Source organism: Vibrio sp. 1CM7H (assembly GCF_023161645.1).
Classification (GTDB): domain Bacteria; phylum Pseudomonadota; class Gammaproteobacteria; order Enterobacterales; family Vibrionaceae; genus Vibrio; species Vibrio diabolicus.
Map to the genome: position 1 here is coordinate 221,563 of NZ_JALNTV010000001.1, position 18,194 is coordinate 239,756.

14 protein-coding genes are annotated in these 18,194 nt (G+C 46.9%); 3 read left to right on the forward strand and 11 right to left on the reverse strand.

Translation table 11 applies throughout. From position 1 onward, the window contains the following. Positions 1-75: 75 nt before the first annotated feature. The 5 genes from MSG33_RS01015 to MSG33_RS01035 all read right to left on the reverse strand — a co-directional run bounded on the left by MSG33_RS01015 (position 76) and on the right by MSG33_RS01035 (position 7,156). On the reverse strand, positions 76-330 hold the full coding sequence (locus MSG33_RS01015; RefSeq protein ID WP_046875806.1) for a hypothetical protein: 255 nt from the start codon (positions 328-330) through the stop codon (positions 76-78). Positions 331-515: 185 nt separating this feature from the next. Further along, positions 516-2,018: an efflux transporter outer membrane subunit gene (locus MSG33_RS01020; RefSeq protein ID WP_248379441.1), complete on the reverse strand. Its 1,503-nt coding sequence runs from the start codon at positions 2,016-2,018 to the stop codon at positions 516-518. After that, positions 2,015-5,077 (reverse strand): efflux RND transporter permease subunit, encoded by a 3,063-nt coding sequence (locus MSG33_RS01025; protein WP_248379444.1) that lies wholly within the window; start codon positions 5,075-5,077, stop codon positions 2,015-2,017. The genes MSG33_RS01020 and MSG33_RS01025 overlap by 4 nt, the downstream gene beginning before the upstream one ends. A gap of 10 nt (positions 5,078-5,087) precedes the next feature. Beyond that, entirely contained in the window at positions 5,088-6,170 is a 1,083-nt protein-coding gene (locus MSG33_RS01030) for an efflux RND transporter periplasmic adaptor subunit (protein WP_248379446.1), read from the reverse strand. Between the two features lie 104 nt (positions 6,171-6,274). Beyond that, positions 6,275-7,156, reverse strand: a complete 882-nt coding sequence (locus MSG33_RS01035) for a LysR family transcriptional regulator (protein ID WP_005392703.1) — start codon at positions 7,154-7,156, stop codon at positions 6,275-6,277. A 112-nt stretch (positions 7,157-7,268) separates the two neighbouring features. Between MSG33_RS01035 and MSG33_RS01040 the strand changes: the two genes are divergently transcribed. Beyond that, positions 7,269-7,628 carry a DUF6559 family protein gene (locus MSG33_RS01040; RefSeq protein WP_012842376.1) on the forward strand — a complete coding sequence of 120 codons (360 nt, stop codon included), beginning with the start codon at positions 7,269-7,271 and terminating at the stop codon, positions 7,626-7,628. A 66-nt stretch (positions 7,629-7,694) separates the two neighbouring features. Here MSG33_RS01040 and tyrS read toward each other — a convergent pair whose 3' ends face one another. The 4 genes from tyrS to ppsA form a co-directional block, all read right to left on the reverse strand. After that, positions 7,695-8,951 carry a tyrosine--tRNA ligase gene (gene tyrS / locus MSG33_RS01045; protein ID WP_248380540.1) on the reverse strand — a complete coding sequence of 419 codons (1,257 nt, stop codon included), beginning with the start codon at positions 8,949-8,951 and terminating at the stop codon, positions 7,695-7,697. 85 nt (positions 8,952-9,036) lie between these two features. Next, positions 9,037-9,843: a helix-turn-helix transcriptional regulator gene (locus MSG33_RS01050; RefSeq protein WP_046876144.1), complete on the reverse strand. Its 807-nt coding sequence runs from the start codon at positions 9,841-9,843 to the stop codon at positions 9,037-9,039. A gap of 193 nt (positions 9,844-10,036) precedes the next feature. After that, positions 10,037-10,816: a hypothetical protein gene (locus tag MSG33_RS01055; protein ID WP_248379449.1), complete on the reverse strand. Its 780-nt coding sequence runs from the start codon at positions 10,814-10,816 to the stop codon at positions 10,037-10,039. 169 nt (positions 10,817-10,985) lie between these two features. Continuing rightward, on the reverse strand, positions 10,986-13,358 hold the full coding sequence (ppsA, locus tag MSG33_RS01060; RefSeq protein ID WP_006741382.1) for a phosphoenolpyruvate synthase: 2,373 nt from the start codon (positions 13,356-13,358) through the stop codon (positions 10,986-10,988). Positions 13,359-13,609: 251 nt separating this feature from the next. Here ppsA and MSG33_RS01065 point away from each other — a divergent pair, with 251 nt between their 5' ends. Then, positions 13,610-14,446 (forward strand): pyruvate, water dikinase regulatory protein, encoded by an 837-nt coding sequence (locus tag MSG33_RS01065; protein WP_005392709.1) that lies wholly within the window; start codon positions 13,610-13,612, stop codon positions 14,444-14,446. Between the two features lie 80 nt (positions 14,447-14,526). On the opposite strand, the gene ansB is transcribed toward MSG33_RS01065, so the two are convergent. Together ansB and MSG33_RS01075 are read right to left on the reverse strand one after the other, a co-directional pair. Further along, positions 14,527-15,591, reverse strand: a complete 1,065-nt coding sequence (gene ansB, locus MSG33_RS01070; protein ID WP_104970498.1) for an L-asparaginase 2 — start codon at positions 15,589-15,591, stop codon at positions 14,527-14,529. A 370-nt stretch (positions 15,592-15,961) separates the two neighbouring features. After that, positions 15,962-17,218 (reverse strand): adenylosuccinate synthase, encoded by a 1,257-nt coding sequence (locus MSG33_RS01075; RefSeq protein ID WP_248379453.1) that lies wholly within the window; start codon positions 17,216-17,218, stop codon positions 15,962-15,964. 105 nt (positions 17,219-17,323) lie between these two features. On the opposite strand from MSG33_RS01075, the gene MSG33_RS01080 reads away from it, so the two are divergent. Beyond that, a complete protein-coding gene (locus MSG33_RS01080; RefSeq protein ID WP_005392712.1) occupies positions 17,324-18,193 on the forward strand; it encodes a LysR family transcriptional regulator in 870 nt (289 codons plus the stop codon). Position 18,194: the final 1 nt, after the last annotated feature.

Sequence of the window (18,194 nt, forward strand, 5' to 3'; positions counted from 1 at the left end):
ATATCTGAGAAGGGGGCCTTTGCTCCCTTTTTAGTTACCAAGTATCCGTTATTAAGCTCAGGTTGAGACAGAAGTTTATTTAAGTTTCTGATGAATACGGTAGCCAACAACAAAACCTATGTAGAATAGCGCTGCGAGAGTAAGCATTGCCGTCGCGTACGCCAGTAGGCTGTTTAACCCTAAACCAAAAGCCAGAGTGAAGGCGATACCATGAATGGCTTCCGCAGGGATTCGGTACCAAGCAGCGTGGACGGAAGATCCGAAGAGGATAAAGGTACTAAGTAAGACAATCGTGCCGCCTATAAAGCCGACCCATCTGCTGTTGTTCATGTTGTAATCTCAGGTGTTACCGAGGTAACGTAACAAAATATTTCAGAGCCTGTATTATACAACCGAGAGAGGGTATAGGTGGTAGAAATATTTGCCTCACAAACAAAGAGGCCATCTAAGTGGCCTCTTTTTAACCGATTTAACGGCATCCGTTATGGCGCAAAGGTGTGAGGCTTGTAAGAAACCTAACCTTTGGCATTCGTTTGGGGTTGTGCTTCTGGTTGTAGCGTCCAATCACCACCAAGCGATTTGTAGAGCGCAATCGTAGCGTGTGCGGTTTGTAACTTTGCCGCGACTCGCTGATCTTGCATCATGCGTTGCTGACGTTGCGTATCCAAAACCGACAAATGATCAATTAAGCCAGCGCGGTACAGTGACTTGGCTTTGTTGACGGCGTTATTGGTGGCTTTCAATGCCTCATCGATTCGGCGCTGATTTTCTTGGCTGCGACCATAAGCAAACAGCGAGGATTCGGTTTCTGCCAAAGCTGCCTCTACCGTATGTTGATAAGACAATGTCGCCGAATCAAAACGCGCTTGGTTGATGGCTTCAATCGCCTCGCCACGACCCCCATCGAACAAGTTCCAGCTTACGCCTGCCGCACCCATCCAACCGAAAGAATCGCTACTGAAGAGATCGTCAAAGCTTGACGCCGACAACCCCGGAGCGCCCGTCAAAAAGAACTTCGGATATTGATCAGCAACGCTTGCTGCTAACTCTTCATTGAGCGCGGCCATTTCGCGCTCGGCTAAGCGAATATCGGTACGACGCTTCAACAGATCGGAAGGTAAACCGACCGGCACCATGTCTTGCATGACAGGTACACTATGTTGCTTAGACAGACGGATTTCGACTTGCGTTAGCGGCTCGCCAAGCAGCACCGCTAAACGATGTTTGTGCGCTTGTTGTGCAATCTCTAACTGCGGAACGAGCGATTCCATCGCCGCAAGCGTGGCCTTCGCTTGGGCTAAATCGAGAGCAGAACCGTAGCCGCTGCGCACGACTTTTCCGACGAGGTCGAGTGTGCGTCGTTGATCTTCTAAGTTCGACTTTGCTAATTCAAGGCGCTCACTCGCACCTTGGTATTGCAAGTAGTTGTGAATCAAATCCGCTGTGATCACCGTGTTCAAGCCGCTTTGATAGATCTGAGCTTGTTCGAGACGAATATGCGCCGCGTTCGCTTGGCGGTCAATGCGCCCAAACAGATCAACTTCCCAAGCGATACTCGCGCCTGCAAATACGCCATCGTGTTGATTATCCATTAGGGTGACGTTACCAATTTGAGGTGGTAGACCCGGCACGGCATCACTGAGTGGATTCAATATCGGACCGAGTGAAGAGTCATTTTTACTGAACTGATAGTTCATGTAACCCGCACCGAGACTAATAGTCGGCACCTTGAATGACTCCACCATGGTTTTATAGTTGTTGGCCATTTTCACCCGCTCGGCCGCCACTTTCAGCGGAATGTTTTGGCTCTGCATGTCTTGAACCATTTGATTCAGCACCGGATCGTGAAACTTAGTCCACCAAAACTCAACGTGTTGTGAATCGGTACTCAACCCTGCATTTTCGGCGTTCAAGTAGGTTTCTGCCATGCTGGTGGTCGGTGCTTGGTAGTCTGGCCCCACTGCACAGCCCGCTAAACTTAGGGCTAGAACGACAGGCGTTAGAATGAATTTTTTCACGATGACGCCTCCTCTAGCTCAGCGTTGGTTTGTATGGATGGTGCTTTTTCTTTATAAGCAAGGCGATACAGTGCCGGCATGACAAACAGTGACAATATGGTTGCGGCCGCCAAGCCTCCGATGATGGTTGCCGCCATTTGGTCAAACAGCAGATCTGACAGCAGCGGGATCATGCCGAGCGCGGTCGTTAACGCACCCATAGAAATGGCCATAGTACGGTTGACCGTGGCTTCTTTGATCGCGTCAGACAAGCTCTTGCCATTTGTGCGTTCGAGCTCAATTTGATCCATTAGTACGATGCCATTTTTGATGATCATCCCGGTTAGTGTGATAGCTCCGATCAGCGCCATAAAGCCAAATGGTTTATCGAATCCAAGCAGAGCAAACACAGCCCCTGATGCTGCCAGTGGTAGCGTTGCGAGGATGATGATTGGTTGCTTAAAGCCGTTGAACATCGCGACTAAAATGATCACCATGATCAGCATTGCTTTTGGTTGCTGCTTCATGATGTCGGTGACCGCTTTGTCTTCATCGTAATATTCGCCTCCCCATTCCATGCTGTAACCCGCCGGAAGTTGGATAGCTTCAACCTGATCTTTAATGGCATTTCTTACATTCGCTGGTGTGGAGTCTCGGCTCACACCCGCTTGAACCGTGATGGTTTTCACGCGGTCTCGTCGCCAAATCATGCTCTCTTCGGTGACCAGTTCGAATCCATCCACCACTTGACCAAGTGGAACGCTGTTAAAGCCAAGTAGCGAGCGCACAGGTAGCGTTTCTAGTGACGCCATGTTTTGCGATGTGCCACGTAACTGAATTGGAATCAGCTCATCATTCAGGTTCATTTGTCCGAGCGGCATGCCGTCTGATGCGCGTTTTAGCGCGAAAGCGACATCGGCGCGGTTAATTCCTGCTTGACGCATTTTGTCTTGGTTTAGAATCGGCTTGAGCACTTTGCTTTCTTGGCGCCAATCATCGCGAATGTATTTTGCATCAGGGTTTGAAGCAAAAATCGTTTTCGCTTCCGCCGCTAGTTGATGTAATACGGTTTCATCCGGACCAGAAAAACGCACCTCAACCGCGAACTTATCTTTGGTTGCTAGCTTCAGCGCTCGGAAGCGAGGTTCGGCATCCGGAAACGCCTCTTTCAGCCAATCATCGCCACGCGTTACCAAGTGACTGATGCTCTCGTAGTCTTTGGTGTTGATCAGAATCTGCCCGTAGGCAGGGTCGAGCGGCTCAGGCTCTACCGTTACCGAGAAGCGAGGTGCACTGGTGCCGACATAGCTAGAGATACTTTCCACTTCTGGTTGTGCGACCAACCATTCTTCAACTTTGCGCATGTCTGCCGAGGTTTGTTCAATCTTGGCACCATTGGGTAGCCAGTAATCGAGAAACACAATTGAGCGATCCGACTGAGGAATAAAGTTCACGGCCACATACGGGATTGCCACGGCGGTGACTAAAATCAACGGAACCAAAGCGGCTAATGCTTTACGCGGGTTGTCCACCGTCCAGAATACCAACTGTTTATAACGGCTCGGTTTGGTCTCTTCTCTGTTAGCTTTGGGCTTGATGAACATCCACGCCATTAATACCGTAAACGTCATCGCGACGATCCATGAAAGCAACAGTGACGATGCCACAATGTAGAACACAGAGCTTGCAAACTCGGCGGAGTCGGTTTTGGAGAACAACACTGGGCTTGCGCCCATAATCGCGATGACAGTTGCGCCTAAAAGTGGCACGGCGGTTTCTTTGACGGAATCAATCGCGGCGCGAGTTCGCTCGATACCTTTGTTGAGCTTGGCGATCATCATATCGGTGATCACAATGGCGTTATCCACCAACATGCCCAGTGCGAGGATAAACGTACCTAGCGAGACACGGTGCAAATCGATGCTGGCGATGTTCATGTATACAAGCGTGAGCAAAATAGTCAGGAGCAAGCTTGCGCCAACGATGGTTGCACTCTTAAAGCCCATGAAAACCAACAACACCACAAAAACAATCGCGACACTTTCAAGCAGGTTGCCAACAAAGTCGTCGATAGACTTTTGTACTTCTTCAGGTTGATAAGCAACGGTCGAGATGTCGACACCCAGCGGCAGCGTTGCCTGGTAGTTAGCGATGATGTCTTGAATCGTATCGCCAAGTGACACCACGTTAATGCCTTGAACTGGACTCACCGCCAAGGTGACAGCGGGCTCTCCGTTGTAGCGGTTTTCTGCCAATGCTGGTGTTTGATAACCCATGGTGATGTCGGCGATGTCACCAAGACGAATCAACCCCGAGCCAAACTCGCCGGTGCCACCATTGATGATTAAATTGCGAATGTCTTCTAGAGACTGAAACTCACTGGTTTGCGCAATACGAATACGCTCTGTACCGGCATCGAATTTTCCCGCTTCGAACGTGCTGTTTTGTGTGCTCAGTTGGTTCCAAACTTGTGCGATCGACAAACCATATTGAGCCAAGCGCTCGTCTGGCATATCGATGTGTACAACGCGAGGTTGAACGCCGTGTAGCTCGATCTTTTTGATGCCGTCGACGGCTTTGATTTGGCGTTGCAGCTCTTCGGCGTAGCGACGCAACTCTTCTGGTGTAGCATCTGTGCTGTGGATAGAGAAAAGCATGCCGTAGACTTCAGAGAACTCGTCTTGTACTACGCTGATCTGCGCACTGGAAGGCAGCTGCAGTTTTACATCGTCCACTTTGCGTCTCAACAAGTCCCATTCCTGCGGAAGTGCTTTGGAATTAAGGCTCTCTTTGAGGTCAACAAAGACCATAGACAAACCGGGGCGAGACAATGAGCGCAAGCGATCCAACTCCGCCATTTCCTGCAATTTAGTTTCCACGGTATCGGTGACTTGGTGTTCGACTTCTTCGGCAGATGCACCCGGATAAAGGGTCACGACTACCGCAGTTTTTACTGTAAAGCTCGGGTCTTCTAACTTGCCTAAGTCGAAGTAAGAATAGATGCCAGCGATCACGCTCAATACGATAAAGAACAGAACGAACTTACGTTGGCGAATCGCGAATTCAGCTAAATTGATCATGGATACGCACCTACAACGTCTTGATAGTCAGGTTTGGGGCGGCATCGCCCTCGCTCAGATAATGGCTACCGCTGATCACCACATAATCGCCATGCTCAAAACTTCCGGTCACACACGCTTGGTATGCGTCGATAGAGTCAAGATTGACCGGCTCTGAATGAATAACCGCATCACGAACCACATTCACGTGCAGAGTTTGTTTCTCCCCCAAAATTGCAGAATAAGGGAAGCAATGGCTTGAGTTGCTGGTGTTGAGAGCGGTATTTACCGTGACTGCTTTACCGTTGAATAGCGCACTGGAAATCGAATCGATGTCTAGCGTGACGGTATAGGTTTGTTTGAGCAGGTGCTTTTTCGGCGCGATTTCTGCAACGGTTGCTCGGTAGGATTGCTCCGAATCATACCAAGTCAACGATGCTGGCTGACCTAGTGCGAATTGCGCAATCATATTTTCCGGCACGTCGATGTCGACTTCCCAGCTGCCTTCTTGCTGAATTGACACAACACTGCCGCCCGGCAAGGTTTGTTCATGTGGATCAACAGAAACGTCGGCAACAATGCCAGTGAATGGTGCACGTAGAGTGGTGTAACGTAGGGCATCTTTTGCACGTTGGATGTTTTTCTCAACCACTTTGACGGCAGAGACGCTACGTTCGTAGCTGCTGATGGCTCGATCTAAGTTTACGCTGGCAATGGCATCATCAGAAGTTGCTTGTTTTACGCGCTTTAACTCGGCTTTCGCGAGTTTGTGTGCTGATTGCGCTTCTAACATGCGCGCTTGTAATTCTTCTAGTGAGACTTGGTAATCGTGCTTGTCCAGCGTGGCAATGACTTGGCCTTTTTCTACCACGCTGCCTTTATTTACGAACACGCTTTCCACGGTGCCAGGTACACGAAAAGAGAGTGAGGCGGTTTCTTTTGCTTTTACGATCCCGCTGAATGATTTGTTGAGTTCTTCATTCCTTTCATTGACTTCAATCACTTGAATGGGTCTGGATGCGCTTGGCTCCTCAACCTGGGGTTGAGCTTGATTACAGCCGAGTAGAGAGAGCGCGATAGTGCTCAGCGCAGCGGTTTTGATTTGATGATTCATAAGATGGCTCCATAATTTCGGCGCCATCTTATAATTCACAGATGTTCAGATAATCATGCGTACGCATGATTCAATGTCACAAAATTTATGACAATAAATGTAAACTACAAAAGTTTTGGTATTTTATTGCACAAGTGTTCAATAAGTAACCGGCTAGCTTGGTTCAGCGTTTTCGGCTTAGGGTAGAGCAACCACCCCGTTTCTTCTGTGACGGCATATTGAGACAATACTTGCACCAATGCACCGGATTCGAGCTCATTTTTTACCAACAGTTTTGGGATATAACTAATGCCGCGGTCAAGCACTGTGGAGCTTTTGATAAAGCCGATGTTGTTGGAAATGAGTTTCGGTTTGAGCGCTACGTTTTGTTCCTGAAAATGCCAAAGGTTGTCGACATTGCCATTTGGCCAACGAAAACAAATGCACTGATGATCGCTCAACTCTTCTAATGTGGCTGGTGTGCCGTGAGTTTGAAGATAGTTCGGTGAGGCAACGACACATCGGTCTAGCGTTAAGATCTTTCTGGCGACAATGTCTGAATCAAACAGCATGCCGCCGTGCAGCGCGATGTCCAACCCCTGCTGAAACATATCAATAAAGCCATTGTTGATATTGCGAATGTCGAGCTCAACCTGCGGATATTGATCCTGAAATTCAAACAAAATGGGTTGAAGAGGTTCATAGGTTTCTGGCAGAAGGCCAAGTTTGATTTTGCCTCTGACTTCGATGCTTTCGTTACTGGCTTGCTGGTTTGCCGAATCAAGCAAGGTGAGCACTTTTTGCAGATCTTGGTAGTAGGCATCGCCTTTGTTTGTCAGCGAAAGGCTGCGAGTGGTGCGGTGAAAAAGTTGCGTTCCGAGGTAACGTTCCAGTTCTCCAATGCGTCGGCTAACATTTGCTCGTGGTAAGTCCAAAGCATTGGCTGCCGCTGTAAAGCTGCCAAGTTGGACGACTTTGGTGAACAGTTTTAGATCGTCAATTTTCACTCTTGAACTCCATACTCTTTGAGCGCCGTGCTAAACCCTGACACTCTAGAGTATTGATGTGTGGTATACAAAACTTATTATTAATTATCGAAATATAAATAAGGACTTCAACATGTTGAGATTTATACAACGTCGCCGCATTAAGAAAGTAATTAAGCTAATGAGTACCAGATTGGTGGTGGGATATGGCAGTCGTGAGTACTTTTCCGTCGGTCAGGTAAAGACGAGCACCAGTGAGTTAAGCACGTGCCAACAAAAAATTGCGTTGGCGTTGTACGCGAATCCGCAAGAACTTGATTTGGAAAACCAACCCGAGTTGCAAGCCATCCGCTCTGATGTGGCGCATGACTTCTTTGCTGGTGCTGATTATACCGCTCAAGATGTGCTTAATTTATTCGGTGCTGGTGGCTGGAAAGGCGGCCGAATGGAAGATGGAATGTCTCATCATTTTGGTATGCACAGCCGATACTAGAGCGAGCTAACCGTCAGTTAACTCGCTATATCACTTTGCCTTGTGAGGTGTCATTCCGATGCTTTGTTAAGCGGTACGCTTTACGAGGCAGAAGTGCTTTTTACCGCGTTGTAGTAACCAGTATTGGTCAAACAGTGGGAAGCTTAAACTCGGGTTATCAGCCGACACTTTTTCACCGTTTACACTGATGGCGTTGTTGCTGATGTGTTCGCGCGCAACACGTTTCGAGCTTGCTAAACCCGACTCAATCAATAGCTCAACCAAATCTTGTTGTGCACTCTCAATGCTTGGTAAACCATCCAATTCCAACTGTTTTAATTCACCCAAACTCAGTTGTTGCACATTACCGCTGAACAGTGCTTGAGTGATGCGCTCGGCACTAGATAGGCCGTCTTCGCCATGAACAAATCGCGTCATTTCTTCAGCGAGAATACGTTGTGCTTGTGGCTTGCCTTGGCTTGCTTGGTCTTGCGCTTCAATGCTGGCAATTTCTTCGCAGCTCAAGAACGTGTAGTAACGCAAGAAGTGGTAAACGTCGGCGTCTTCTGCGCCAAGCCAGAACTGGTAGAAGGCGTAAGGTGAGGTTTTGCTAGGATCTAGCCACACTGCGCCGCCTTCGGTTTTGCCAAATTTGGTGCCATCGGATTTGGTGATCAGTGGCAGAGTTAAGCCAAATACTTGCTCACCATTTTGACGACGAGTTAAATCGATCCCGCTGACGATGTTTCCCCATTGGTCATTGCCACCGATTTGCAAACGACAATCGTATTGACGGTTTAGCTCGGCAAAATCGTACGATTGCAGCAGAGCGTAGCTAAATTCGGTAAAAGAGATGCCTTGATCAGGGCGTTGCAAGCGTTGCTTTACCGACTCCCGGTTGATCATGGTATTGATCGAGAAGTGCTTACCTACATCACGGAAGAAGTCGATGACGTTGATCGCTTTCATCCAGTCAGCATTGTTCACCATGATCATTGGCTTGGTCAGTTGGTGATTCATCAACTGCTGAATTTGATTAGAAAGATCGTTAACCCAACCTGAGACGATTTCTGAAGAATTCAGGCTGCGCTCGGTCGCTTTAAAGCTCGGGTCGCCAATCATGCCCGTTGCACCGCCAATCAAGGCAACAGCTTGGTGTCCCGCATCTTGAAAGCGCTTAAGCATAATCAAAGGCACAAGGTGGCCGATGTGCAAGCTGCCTGCTGTAGGATCGAAGCCGCAGTAAACGGTTTGTGGCCGTGAGAGAAGTGTCTGAATTTCTTCCAAATCGCTGGCCTGCGCAATCAAGCCACGATCTTGTAAATCTTGCAGTAATGGTGTCATCATTCTTTTTGTCTGTCTTAGTGGTTGTTGTATTCAGACTAAAACGCGACACCTTTTGTCGATATATCCCTTAAGGGACAGTTTTTTATCTTGAATGGAGAATAAGGTGATTGAGGAAAAGCTGGAATAACTCACTCAATGAAGACACATTTAACTGCGAGTAAATGCGTTTTCGATGATTTTTGACCGTGCCTTGCACTAAGTGTAACCGCGCGGCAATTTCTTTGGTGTCAAACCCTTGAGCGAGGAGTGAAGCCACCTCTTGCTCGCGACGAGTGAGTGATTCTACGCCAAATGTTGCTAAAGCTTGCTCAATGGCCAATCGCATACTGCCAGAATAAGCACTCTGGGCAAAAACAGGCTCAGAAAAGGTAAACTCCGTTTGTTTCCAGTGCTGCTGACAAAGCGATTGGATTATCGGGAAGTAGGGCTTTAATTTATTGATTTGCTGTTGAGAAAAGTATTTTCCATCATTCATATACCCGAAGTACAGCATGACCCAACGGCCAGGTTCGACTTCGACTAGCATGCTCAGTTCGTCTTTCCACCCTGTCTGATGGTAGAACTGTTCGCAGTAGGAAGTAAAATCAACGCCTTTGCGTGCTACGTCTTTGAGCGTAAATACGCCTTGTTGCTTTGTCTCGTTTAGTTTGAGAAAAAAAGGGTCATTTTGAAATGAGTCAGTAAGGTAGCGTTGAAAAAGTAACTCTCGCTCGTTCTCAATCGAGTCGTAGAGATAAATAGGATGTTTACCTTCTCGATAACCTAAAATAACCGCGCAATCAAAATGAAAAAGAGTGCGAATGACACGCATAAGCTTAGGAGTAAAGTTAGGCGTATTAAGAGCAGAAATTGCTTCTGCCAGCAGATTATTAAAGTTATTGTCAGGCATGGGATACCGAATCGCAGATGGTTTTGGGCAAGCATAACGAAAAGCCATCCAACGAGAAAGGGAAGTCACCATCTTCTGGTAACTTCCCATGAGAAAGTTGCACAAGTACTCAGTTTTGAGGAGTCATAGCTGCGTTAACTTATTGATAAGGATGCATAACAACCGTTCTGTTTAAGCGATTAGTTGCTATGCGTTACTGCGAGTTGGTGAGCTCTTCGTTAACCCAATATTTAGAACCAGACACGTTGGCATCGATGAGCAAGCCTTTTGCATTCAACTGATAAACGGCGACGCCACTGTTAAATTGCTTTGAAAGTTGCTCTGAGTCTTCGCCAGCTACAGCAGAGGCTTCACTGGTCGCTTCCCATCCTTCGTTGACGAACGTATCAAAGTCTTCTTTGCTCTCAAACAGAATCACTTGTTGGTAAAACTTGCCGCCAGCCCCAAGTGCGACGCCCAAACCAAACATATTCATATAAGTGCGTTTTTCTGTTTCCTTATTTATTGCGACACCTGACCCTGAGTTGGTGTGAAACAACAAAGACAATTTACGAGAATCAAAGACCGCGTAGCCGTAAGCGTTGTCGTAAATGGCTTTGGCCTCCGGCTTTTCATTAAACAACTTGAGCAAAGCACTATCCGCCATTAAGTCTACGGCTTGGCGAGCTTCTTCTGGCGTGTCGCCTTCCATCAGTTCATCAATTTTCTTGTCGGCTGCATCTATCCATTCTTTGCTTTTCTCGATACTAGCTTCTGTCCACTCGCCTGCGGTATTGATTGCTTCCTCGGACCAATTAGTGAAATCTTGCCACGCTTGCTTTGAAAAGGCTTTGGTATCGTCCCAAGCATCTTGCGCAGTATCAGAAACCGCTTCGCCTAGCTCAGACATTTTGTTGGAAATATCATCCCAATCTGCGTAAGCGGGAGATGCTAGGAGCATCAATGTGGTAATGAGTGCGATAGACTTTTTCATCAAATTCTCTCTGGAGTTGTCGATACATCTTCATTCTAGGTCATCAGACTTTGATAATGAAATTGACTAAATGGCGATCTTGAGAGAGGAATCACGAACTGATTGCGAAATGACGTATGAATAACAAAGCCCTCACAAGGGGAGTGTGAGGGCTTGAGTTTTTAGCGCGTTACTTGCTGCTAACTTTACCGAGCTGTAACCAAGTATCGATAACGGTGTCTGGGTTTAGTGAAACAGAGCTGATGCCTTGCTCCATCAACCATTCCGCCAAATCTTCATGATCTGATGGGCCCTGACCACAAATACCCACGTACTTGCCAGCTTTGGTTGCTGCGTCAATTGCCATTTTCAGCATGATTTTCACCGCCGCGTTACGCTCATCAAATAGGTGAGCAACGTCGCCAGAGTCACGGTCCAGACCAAGCGTTAGCTGAGTCATGTCGTTTGAACCAATCGAGAAGCCATCAAAGTACTTCAAGAACTCATCGGCAAGTACCGCGTTGGATGGCAGTTCACACATCATGATGACTTTAAGACCTTGGTCGCCACGGCGCAGATCAAACTTCGCTAGCAAATCAATCACTGATGCAGCTTCGCTTGGTGTACGCACGAATGGAATCATGATTTCAACGTTTTTCAGACCCATTTCGTTACGAACGCGCTTGATAGCTTGAGTTTCTAACTCGAAGCAATCTTCAAACACTGGAGAAATGTAACGAGACGCACCACGGAAGCCAAGCATTGGGTTTTCTTCATGCGGTTCGTAGGCTTTACCACCAACCAAGTTGCTGTATTCGTTCGACTTAAAGTCAGACATACGAACGATGACGCGTTTTGGCCAGAAAGCAGAAGCGATAGTCGCGATGCCTTCAGTCAGTTTGCTTACGTAGAAATCGATAGGATCTTTGTAACCACGAATGCGCTGTTTGATTTCTGCTTTTAGCTCATCGCTTTGCGCATCAAAGTTAAGTAATGCTTTCGGGTGAATACCGATCATCTTGTTGATGATGAACTCTAGACGAGCAAGGCCAACACCTTCGTTTGGAATCTGAGCAAAGTCGAATGCGCGATCTGGGTTGCCCACATTCATCATCACTTTGGTCGGCAGCAGTGGCAGTTCATCAACAGAAGAGCGTTTTACATCAAACTCAAGTTCACCTTGGTAAACGTAACCCGTTTCGCCTTCTGCACAAGATACGGTCACTGTTGCGCCATCAGTCAGTTTGCTTGTCGCATCGCCACAGCCAACGATTGCAGGAATACCAAGTTCACGAGCAATGATTGCTGCGTGACAAGTACGTCCGCCACGGTTGGTAACAATAGCAGAAGCTTTCTTCATCACTGGTTCCCAGTCTGGATCAGTCATGTCTGTAACCAACACATCACCTTCTTGAACCAATGACATTTGGTCCAGAGAGTCAACCAAACGTACTGCACCTTTACCGATACGTTGACCGATTGCACGACCTTCAATCAAAACATCTGCTTTGTTTTGTAGCTCGTAGCGCTCAATCACATTTTGTTCCGTTTGTGAACATACGGTTTCAGGACGCGCTTGAACAATGTACAGCTTGCCGTCGATGCCATCTTTTGCCCACTCAATGTCCATTGGACGCTGGTAGTGCTTCTCGATGATCATCGCTTGTTTGGCGAGCTCTTTGATCTCTTCGTCGTTCAATGAGAACGTGTTGCGCTCTTCATCAGAAGTGTCAACGATATCAACTTGTTTGCCGATCTCTTGGTTGTCAGAGTAGATCATTTTGATCAACTTAGAACCAAATGTTTTCTTAACGATCGGGTGCTCACCTGCTTCAAGCATTGGCTTATGAACGTAGAATTCATCAGGGTTTACTGCGCCTTGAACGACCATTTCACCTAGGCCCCATGAAGAGGTGATGAAGACAACTTGGTCGAAACCAGACTCAGTATCAAGCGTAAACATTACACCCGAAGAAGCTTTGTCTGAACGCACCATACGTTGGATACCCGCAGATAGCGAGATACCACGGTGGTCGAAACCTTGGTGTACACGGTAAGAGATCGCACGGTCGTTAAATAGAGAAGCGTAAACGTGCTTAGTTGCTTCTAGTACTGCGTCGATGCCTTTCACGTTCAAAAACGTTTCTTGCTGACCAGCAAAAGAGGCATCAGGCAGGTCTTCTGCCGTAGCAGATGAACGAACTGCGACTGAAAGCTCAGGGTTGCCTTCAATCAGTTCTTGGTAGTTTTCACGGATTTCTTGTTCAAGGTCCGCAGGGAAAGGGGCCTCTAATACCCATTGACGGATGGTTGCACCTGTCTTACGCAGAGCTTCCACATCCTCAACGTCTAGTTCATCAAGTAATTGGTGAATACGCTCATCCAAACCTTCGTGGTCAAGGAATTGGTTAAACGCGTATGAGGTTGTCGCAAAACCATTTGGTACAGAAACGCCTGCGTTCGCTAGGTTAGAAACCATTTCGCCAAGTGAAGCATTCTTACCGCCGACTTTGTCGACATCATCCATGGATAGGCCATTGAACCAGAGGGTGTTCTTTTGCATGTCTTTCTCCAGAAACATTGCAGCTTAGTAGGGGGACTTAAATCGCTCTAAACAATCGCATGTTGGCTGTTATTACACTTTGACCATATATTGCTTCATTTAGATTGATATCAAAGGCAAACGATTACGTTCCGGCTGAAAAAAATTCAAAAGAATTTTTAAAGCTGTGGTGAACCTAACTGAAAGCCAAACTGATTTATTAATATTATGTTTACCATCCTACTCAAAAGATTTTGAAAAATTAAACAGAAATGCAAATAAATAACCAAAGTCGTGATGTGTTCTATGTTTCTGACGGTACGGCGATAACATGTGAGACATTAGGGCATGTTGTTCTCGGTCAATTTCCGTTCATTCCTAACGAAAAAACCTTTCCGTTCGTAGAAAGCCAGGACAAAGTTGCTGACGTTGTAAAAGAAATTGAAACTTCCTACCAACGCAATGGCGTCAAACCTCTGGTGTTTTTCTCTATCGTGGTGCCAGACGTACGTGAAATGCTGTTGGAAGCGCCTGCATACAGCTACGATGTGTTGGAAAGCATTGTACAGAAAGTGCAAGACGACATTCAGATGGCACCAAAACCCAAGTTGCAGCGTTCTCGCAGTGTGGGGAAAGATTCCGATACCTATTTCGACCGTATCGCGGCCATTGAATATACATTGGCGCATGATGATGGCATCACGCTAAAAGGGTTGGAGCAAGCCGATATCATCCTGCTGGGAGTATCGCGCAGCGGGAAAACCCCCACCAGCCTATATATGGCGATGCAGTTTGGTTTGCGTGTCGTGAACTATCCATTTATCGCGGAAGACGTGAAGATGATGCGTTTGTTGCCTGAGTTTGAGATCCATCGTCATAAATTGTTCGGGCTTACTATCGACCCTGAACGTTTGACTGAAATCCGTGAGAATCGTTTGTCTGGAAGTGATTACGCCAGTACTGAGCAGTGTAAGTTGGAGCTAGACACCGTAGAGGCGTTGTTTAGAAGAGAAGCGATCCCATATATCAATACGTCCTCTCTCTCTGTGGAAGAGATCACAACGCGTATTCTTGAAAAAGCAGGGATGAAACGCCGTTTGTTTGGTTAACCAGGGGCGCCAACATCGTCGTGTGCAAGAGGAGGCGAGTAACACCTCCTCTTGTGCATCTAAAGATGCCTTACACAGAATTAATAGTATTGGAACATCTTTTGGATGTCTTGATAGTTTTTGGTTTGAGTAAGTGACAGCATCAGTAAGATACGTGCTTTTTGTGGGTTTAGAGTGCCTGAGGCAACAAAGCCATATTTTTCGTCATCAATTTCAGCATCCAAAGTGGTTGAGCCGCTAGGCGTTCGGGAGCTCCTTACAACAACAACGCCATCTTTGCTCGCTTTTTCCAGCTCATCAAAGACCGTGTGGTACAAGTTACCATTACCAACACCAGCACTTACAATACCGTCAAACTTGGCATCAACAAAGGCTTTGACTGGTAAGCTCGACGCATTTGCATAGTTATAAACAATACCTACTTTAGGTAGTGTGTTAAGTTTTGATACATCGAATGGTGTTTCTGTGGTGTGTTTACGCTCTGGGCTTCGTTGATATTTGGCATCGCTATTATGAATGTAACCGATAGGGCCAAAGTTAGGTGACTGGAAAGTACTGACGGAAGTGGTGTTTGTTTTAGTTACGTCTCGCGCATCGAATATAGTGTCATTCATCGCGACTAACACGCCGCGCCCTTCAGAATCTTCATCGGTGGCTGTCACGACGGCGTTGTATAAATTAACTGGGCCATCAGCACTCATTGCGGTGGAAGGACGCATTGCACCGACAATCACGACTGGTTTTTTGCTCTTGACGGTCAGATCAAGGAAGTAAGCGGTTTCTTCTAACGTATCGGTACCATGCGTGATGACGATACCGTCAACATCATCTTGAGCGAGCAGTTCGTTGACGCGTTTGGCTAATTTAAGCCATACCTCATCATTCATATCTTGTGAACCGATACTGACCACTTGCTCTCCAGAAATATCGGCAATGTTGGTCATGCTAGGTACCGCAGAAATCAATGATTCGACACCGACTTTACCTGCGGTGTAGTTTGACTCTGTCGCAGATTGACCTGCGCCTGCTATGGTGCCGCCAGTGGCAAGAATTTTAATGTTCGGAAGATCGGATTGCGCAAAAGAGAACGAACTGATGCATAAACCGAGAGTTATCGTACTGAGGCGGAAAAGATTTTTCGTCATGGGAATCACCTGCTGTTAGGTTGGATGTTGGGGAACTCATCTATCCTAAAAACAGCGGGTTAGATTTTTTGAGCACTAGTTCAACAAATTGCAGATGAAGATCGTGATCAAGCAATCAGTTAAAGAACATTAATTCAAACAATTAACTTAAATAACGTGCTTCTTTAACAAGTGAGATGTACTAATAACGTGCACAATGCGTTATATGCTCTAATCTATTGATTGATAAATAAAGAGGGAAGGTAGGCGCGATTAGGTTACTAAACACGAATTGAGAAGTGCAATTTCTTCAAAGTTTACAGTGTAAAAAAAAGCGGCTTTACCCCGGAACAGATAAAAGCCGCTTGCCAATGATGTGTTAATTCACATCTTATCGCATAATCATTTGTTCACGGCCTGGACCCACAGACACCATTTTTACTGGTACGCCCATCAGTTCTTCAATGCGTAGAACGTACTTCTGTGCTGCTACTGGTAGCTCTTCAAACTTACGACAACCTGTGATGTCTTCGCTCCAGCTTTCCATTTTCTCGTAGATTGGTGCTAGTGCTGCCGTTTGAGGCCAGATTGGGTTTTCGCTGTGGTCGCCTTCGTAGCCAACACAGATTTTCAGATCGTTAAGACCAGTCAAACAGTCTACTTTAGTTAGCGCAATTTCAGTTGCTGCTTGCAGTTCAACGCCGTTCTTCGTAGCGACAGCGTCGAAGTAGCCCATATCGCGCGGACGACCTGTAGTTGCACCGAACTCGCCTGCAAGTTCACGAAAAGCGTCTTGCTCTTCCATTGCCGTGATCAACGTACCAGTACCTACTGATGAGCTGAATGCTTTTGCAACCGCAATAACGCGCTCAGGACGAAGTGCTGGAAGACCACTGCCGATACCCGCATACATTGATACAACGTTAGAAGATGTTGTCCAAGGGTACTCACCGTAAACAAGGTCACGACCCGCGCCAAGCTGTGCTTCGAACAATAGTGTTTTGTCTTTTGCTTGTAGCTCTTTTAGAGGAAGCGTTACGTTGCAAATTGAATCGCGCCAAGGTGCAGACACTTCTAGCAACCAGTTCGCCATTTCTTCAGCGGTTTGTTCAAACTCGAACGTCGGGTAGAGCGCACGCAGTTGCGGAAGTTTCCAATCCATCATGAATTGAAGGCGTTCAACCAATACTTCTGGTTGCTTCAACCAACCAACAAGGATGCCTTTCTTCATTACGCGGTCACCGTACGCAGGTGCAATACCTTGACGAGTTGAACCGTATGCTTTGTCGCCTAAACGCTGTTCTTCTAGCGTATCTTCTAGTGCGTGTAGAGGTAGACACAGTGTTGCGCGATCAGAGACGCACATATTCACTTTTACACCCGCTTCTTCAACTTCCGCAATCTCCTGAGACAGCAACGCAGGGCTGATAACCATACCCGGACCTAACACTGCCAAACAGTCTGGGTTGAATACGCCACTTGGTAGCTGGTGCAGCTTAAACGTACCTAGATCGTTAACCACGGTGTGACCCGCGTTGTTACCACCTTGGAAACGAATGCTCGCAGAAGCTTGCTCTGCCAAAAAGTCAACGATGCGGCCTTTGCCTTCATCACCCCAGTTTGCACCCACAACAACGATAGACGACATAATTTAATCTCCAAAAACAGATGCAAAAATCTTAAGGCGTTCGCCATAATAAGAGAAATTAATTATACTCATTAACTTGATAAGAATCTCATATCGGAATTGGCAATGTTAGATTTGAACTGGCTGCGAACCTTCGTAACTCTTGCAGAGGTAAAGCATTTCGGCAAAACAGCGACGGAACTGCACATGACGCAACCGAACGTCAGCTTGCATATCAAGCAGTTGGAGCAGGCCACGCGCACTAAATTGATTGAGCGAAATCCTGTGCAGTTGACGCAAGCGGGAAAGCGTTTGTTAGATACGGCGCAGCGGATGCTTAATGAGCTGCAAATTTGCCAATCGGATCTCAATGCCATCAACGATCTTACGCAGGGAACGCTTTCTATTGCTGCGAGCGATATCGTTTCACGTTTACTGCTTATCAAACCGTTCCAGCAATTCAAAAGTGAATACCCGGGTATCGACTTGGCATTGTTCAATACCACGTCTTCTCAAGCGGTGGATTTGGTGAAAAGTGCGCGTGCCGATATTGGCTTTGTTATCGCACAAAAAGAGAGTCAACCGTTGCATTTTACGCCTCTCACGCAAATTCACTGGTGTGCGTTTGGCGATAACATTTTTGAGTGGCAGGACAATCGAAAAGAGAGCCAGACGCTGATTCTGCTAGGGCACGACACGCGAACCCGTGAGCTGATAGATGCATCTTTACCTGAGTTAAATCTGCCTAAGCATCGTGTGATGGAAGTGGGCAGTGTGGAAGCACAAATCGATTGGGCAGAAGCAGGATTTGGGACCGCCATTGTGCCGGATTTCTCTCTTGATCCGAGGTTAACGCTTTCCCGAGAGATCACGCCTTTGCCTAGTTTTCCAAACACCGATTTCGGCTACATTGTGCGCCAAAATCAGGTACTCTCCAAAGCCGCCAAACAGCTACTCACTTGGGTTGGAGAGAATGTGTCAGTGGTGGGAGAGTAAC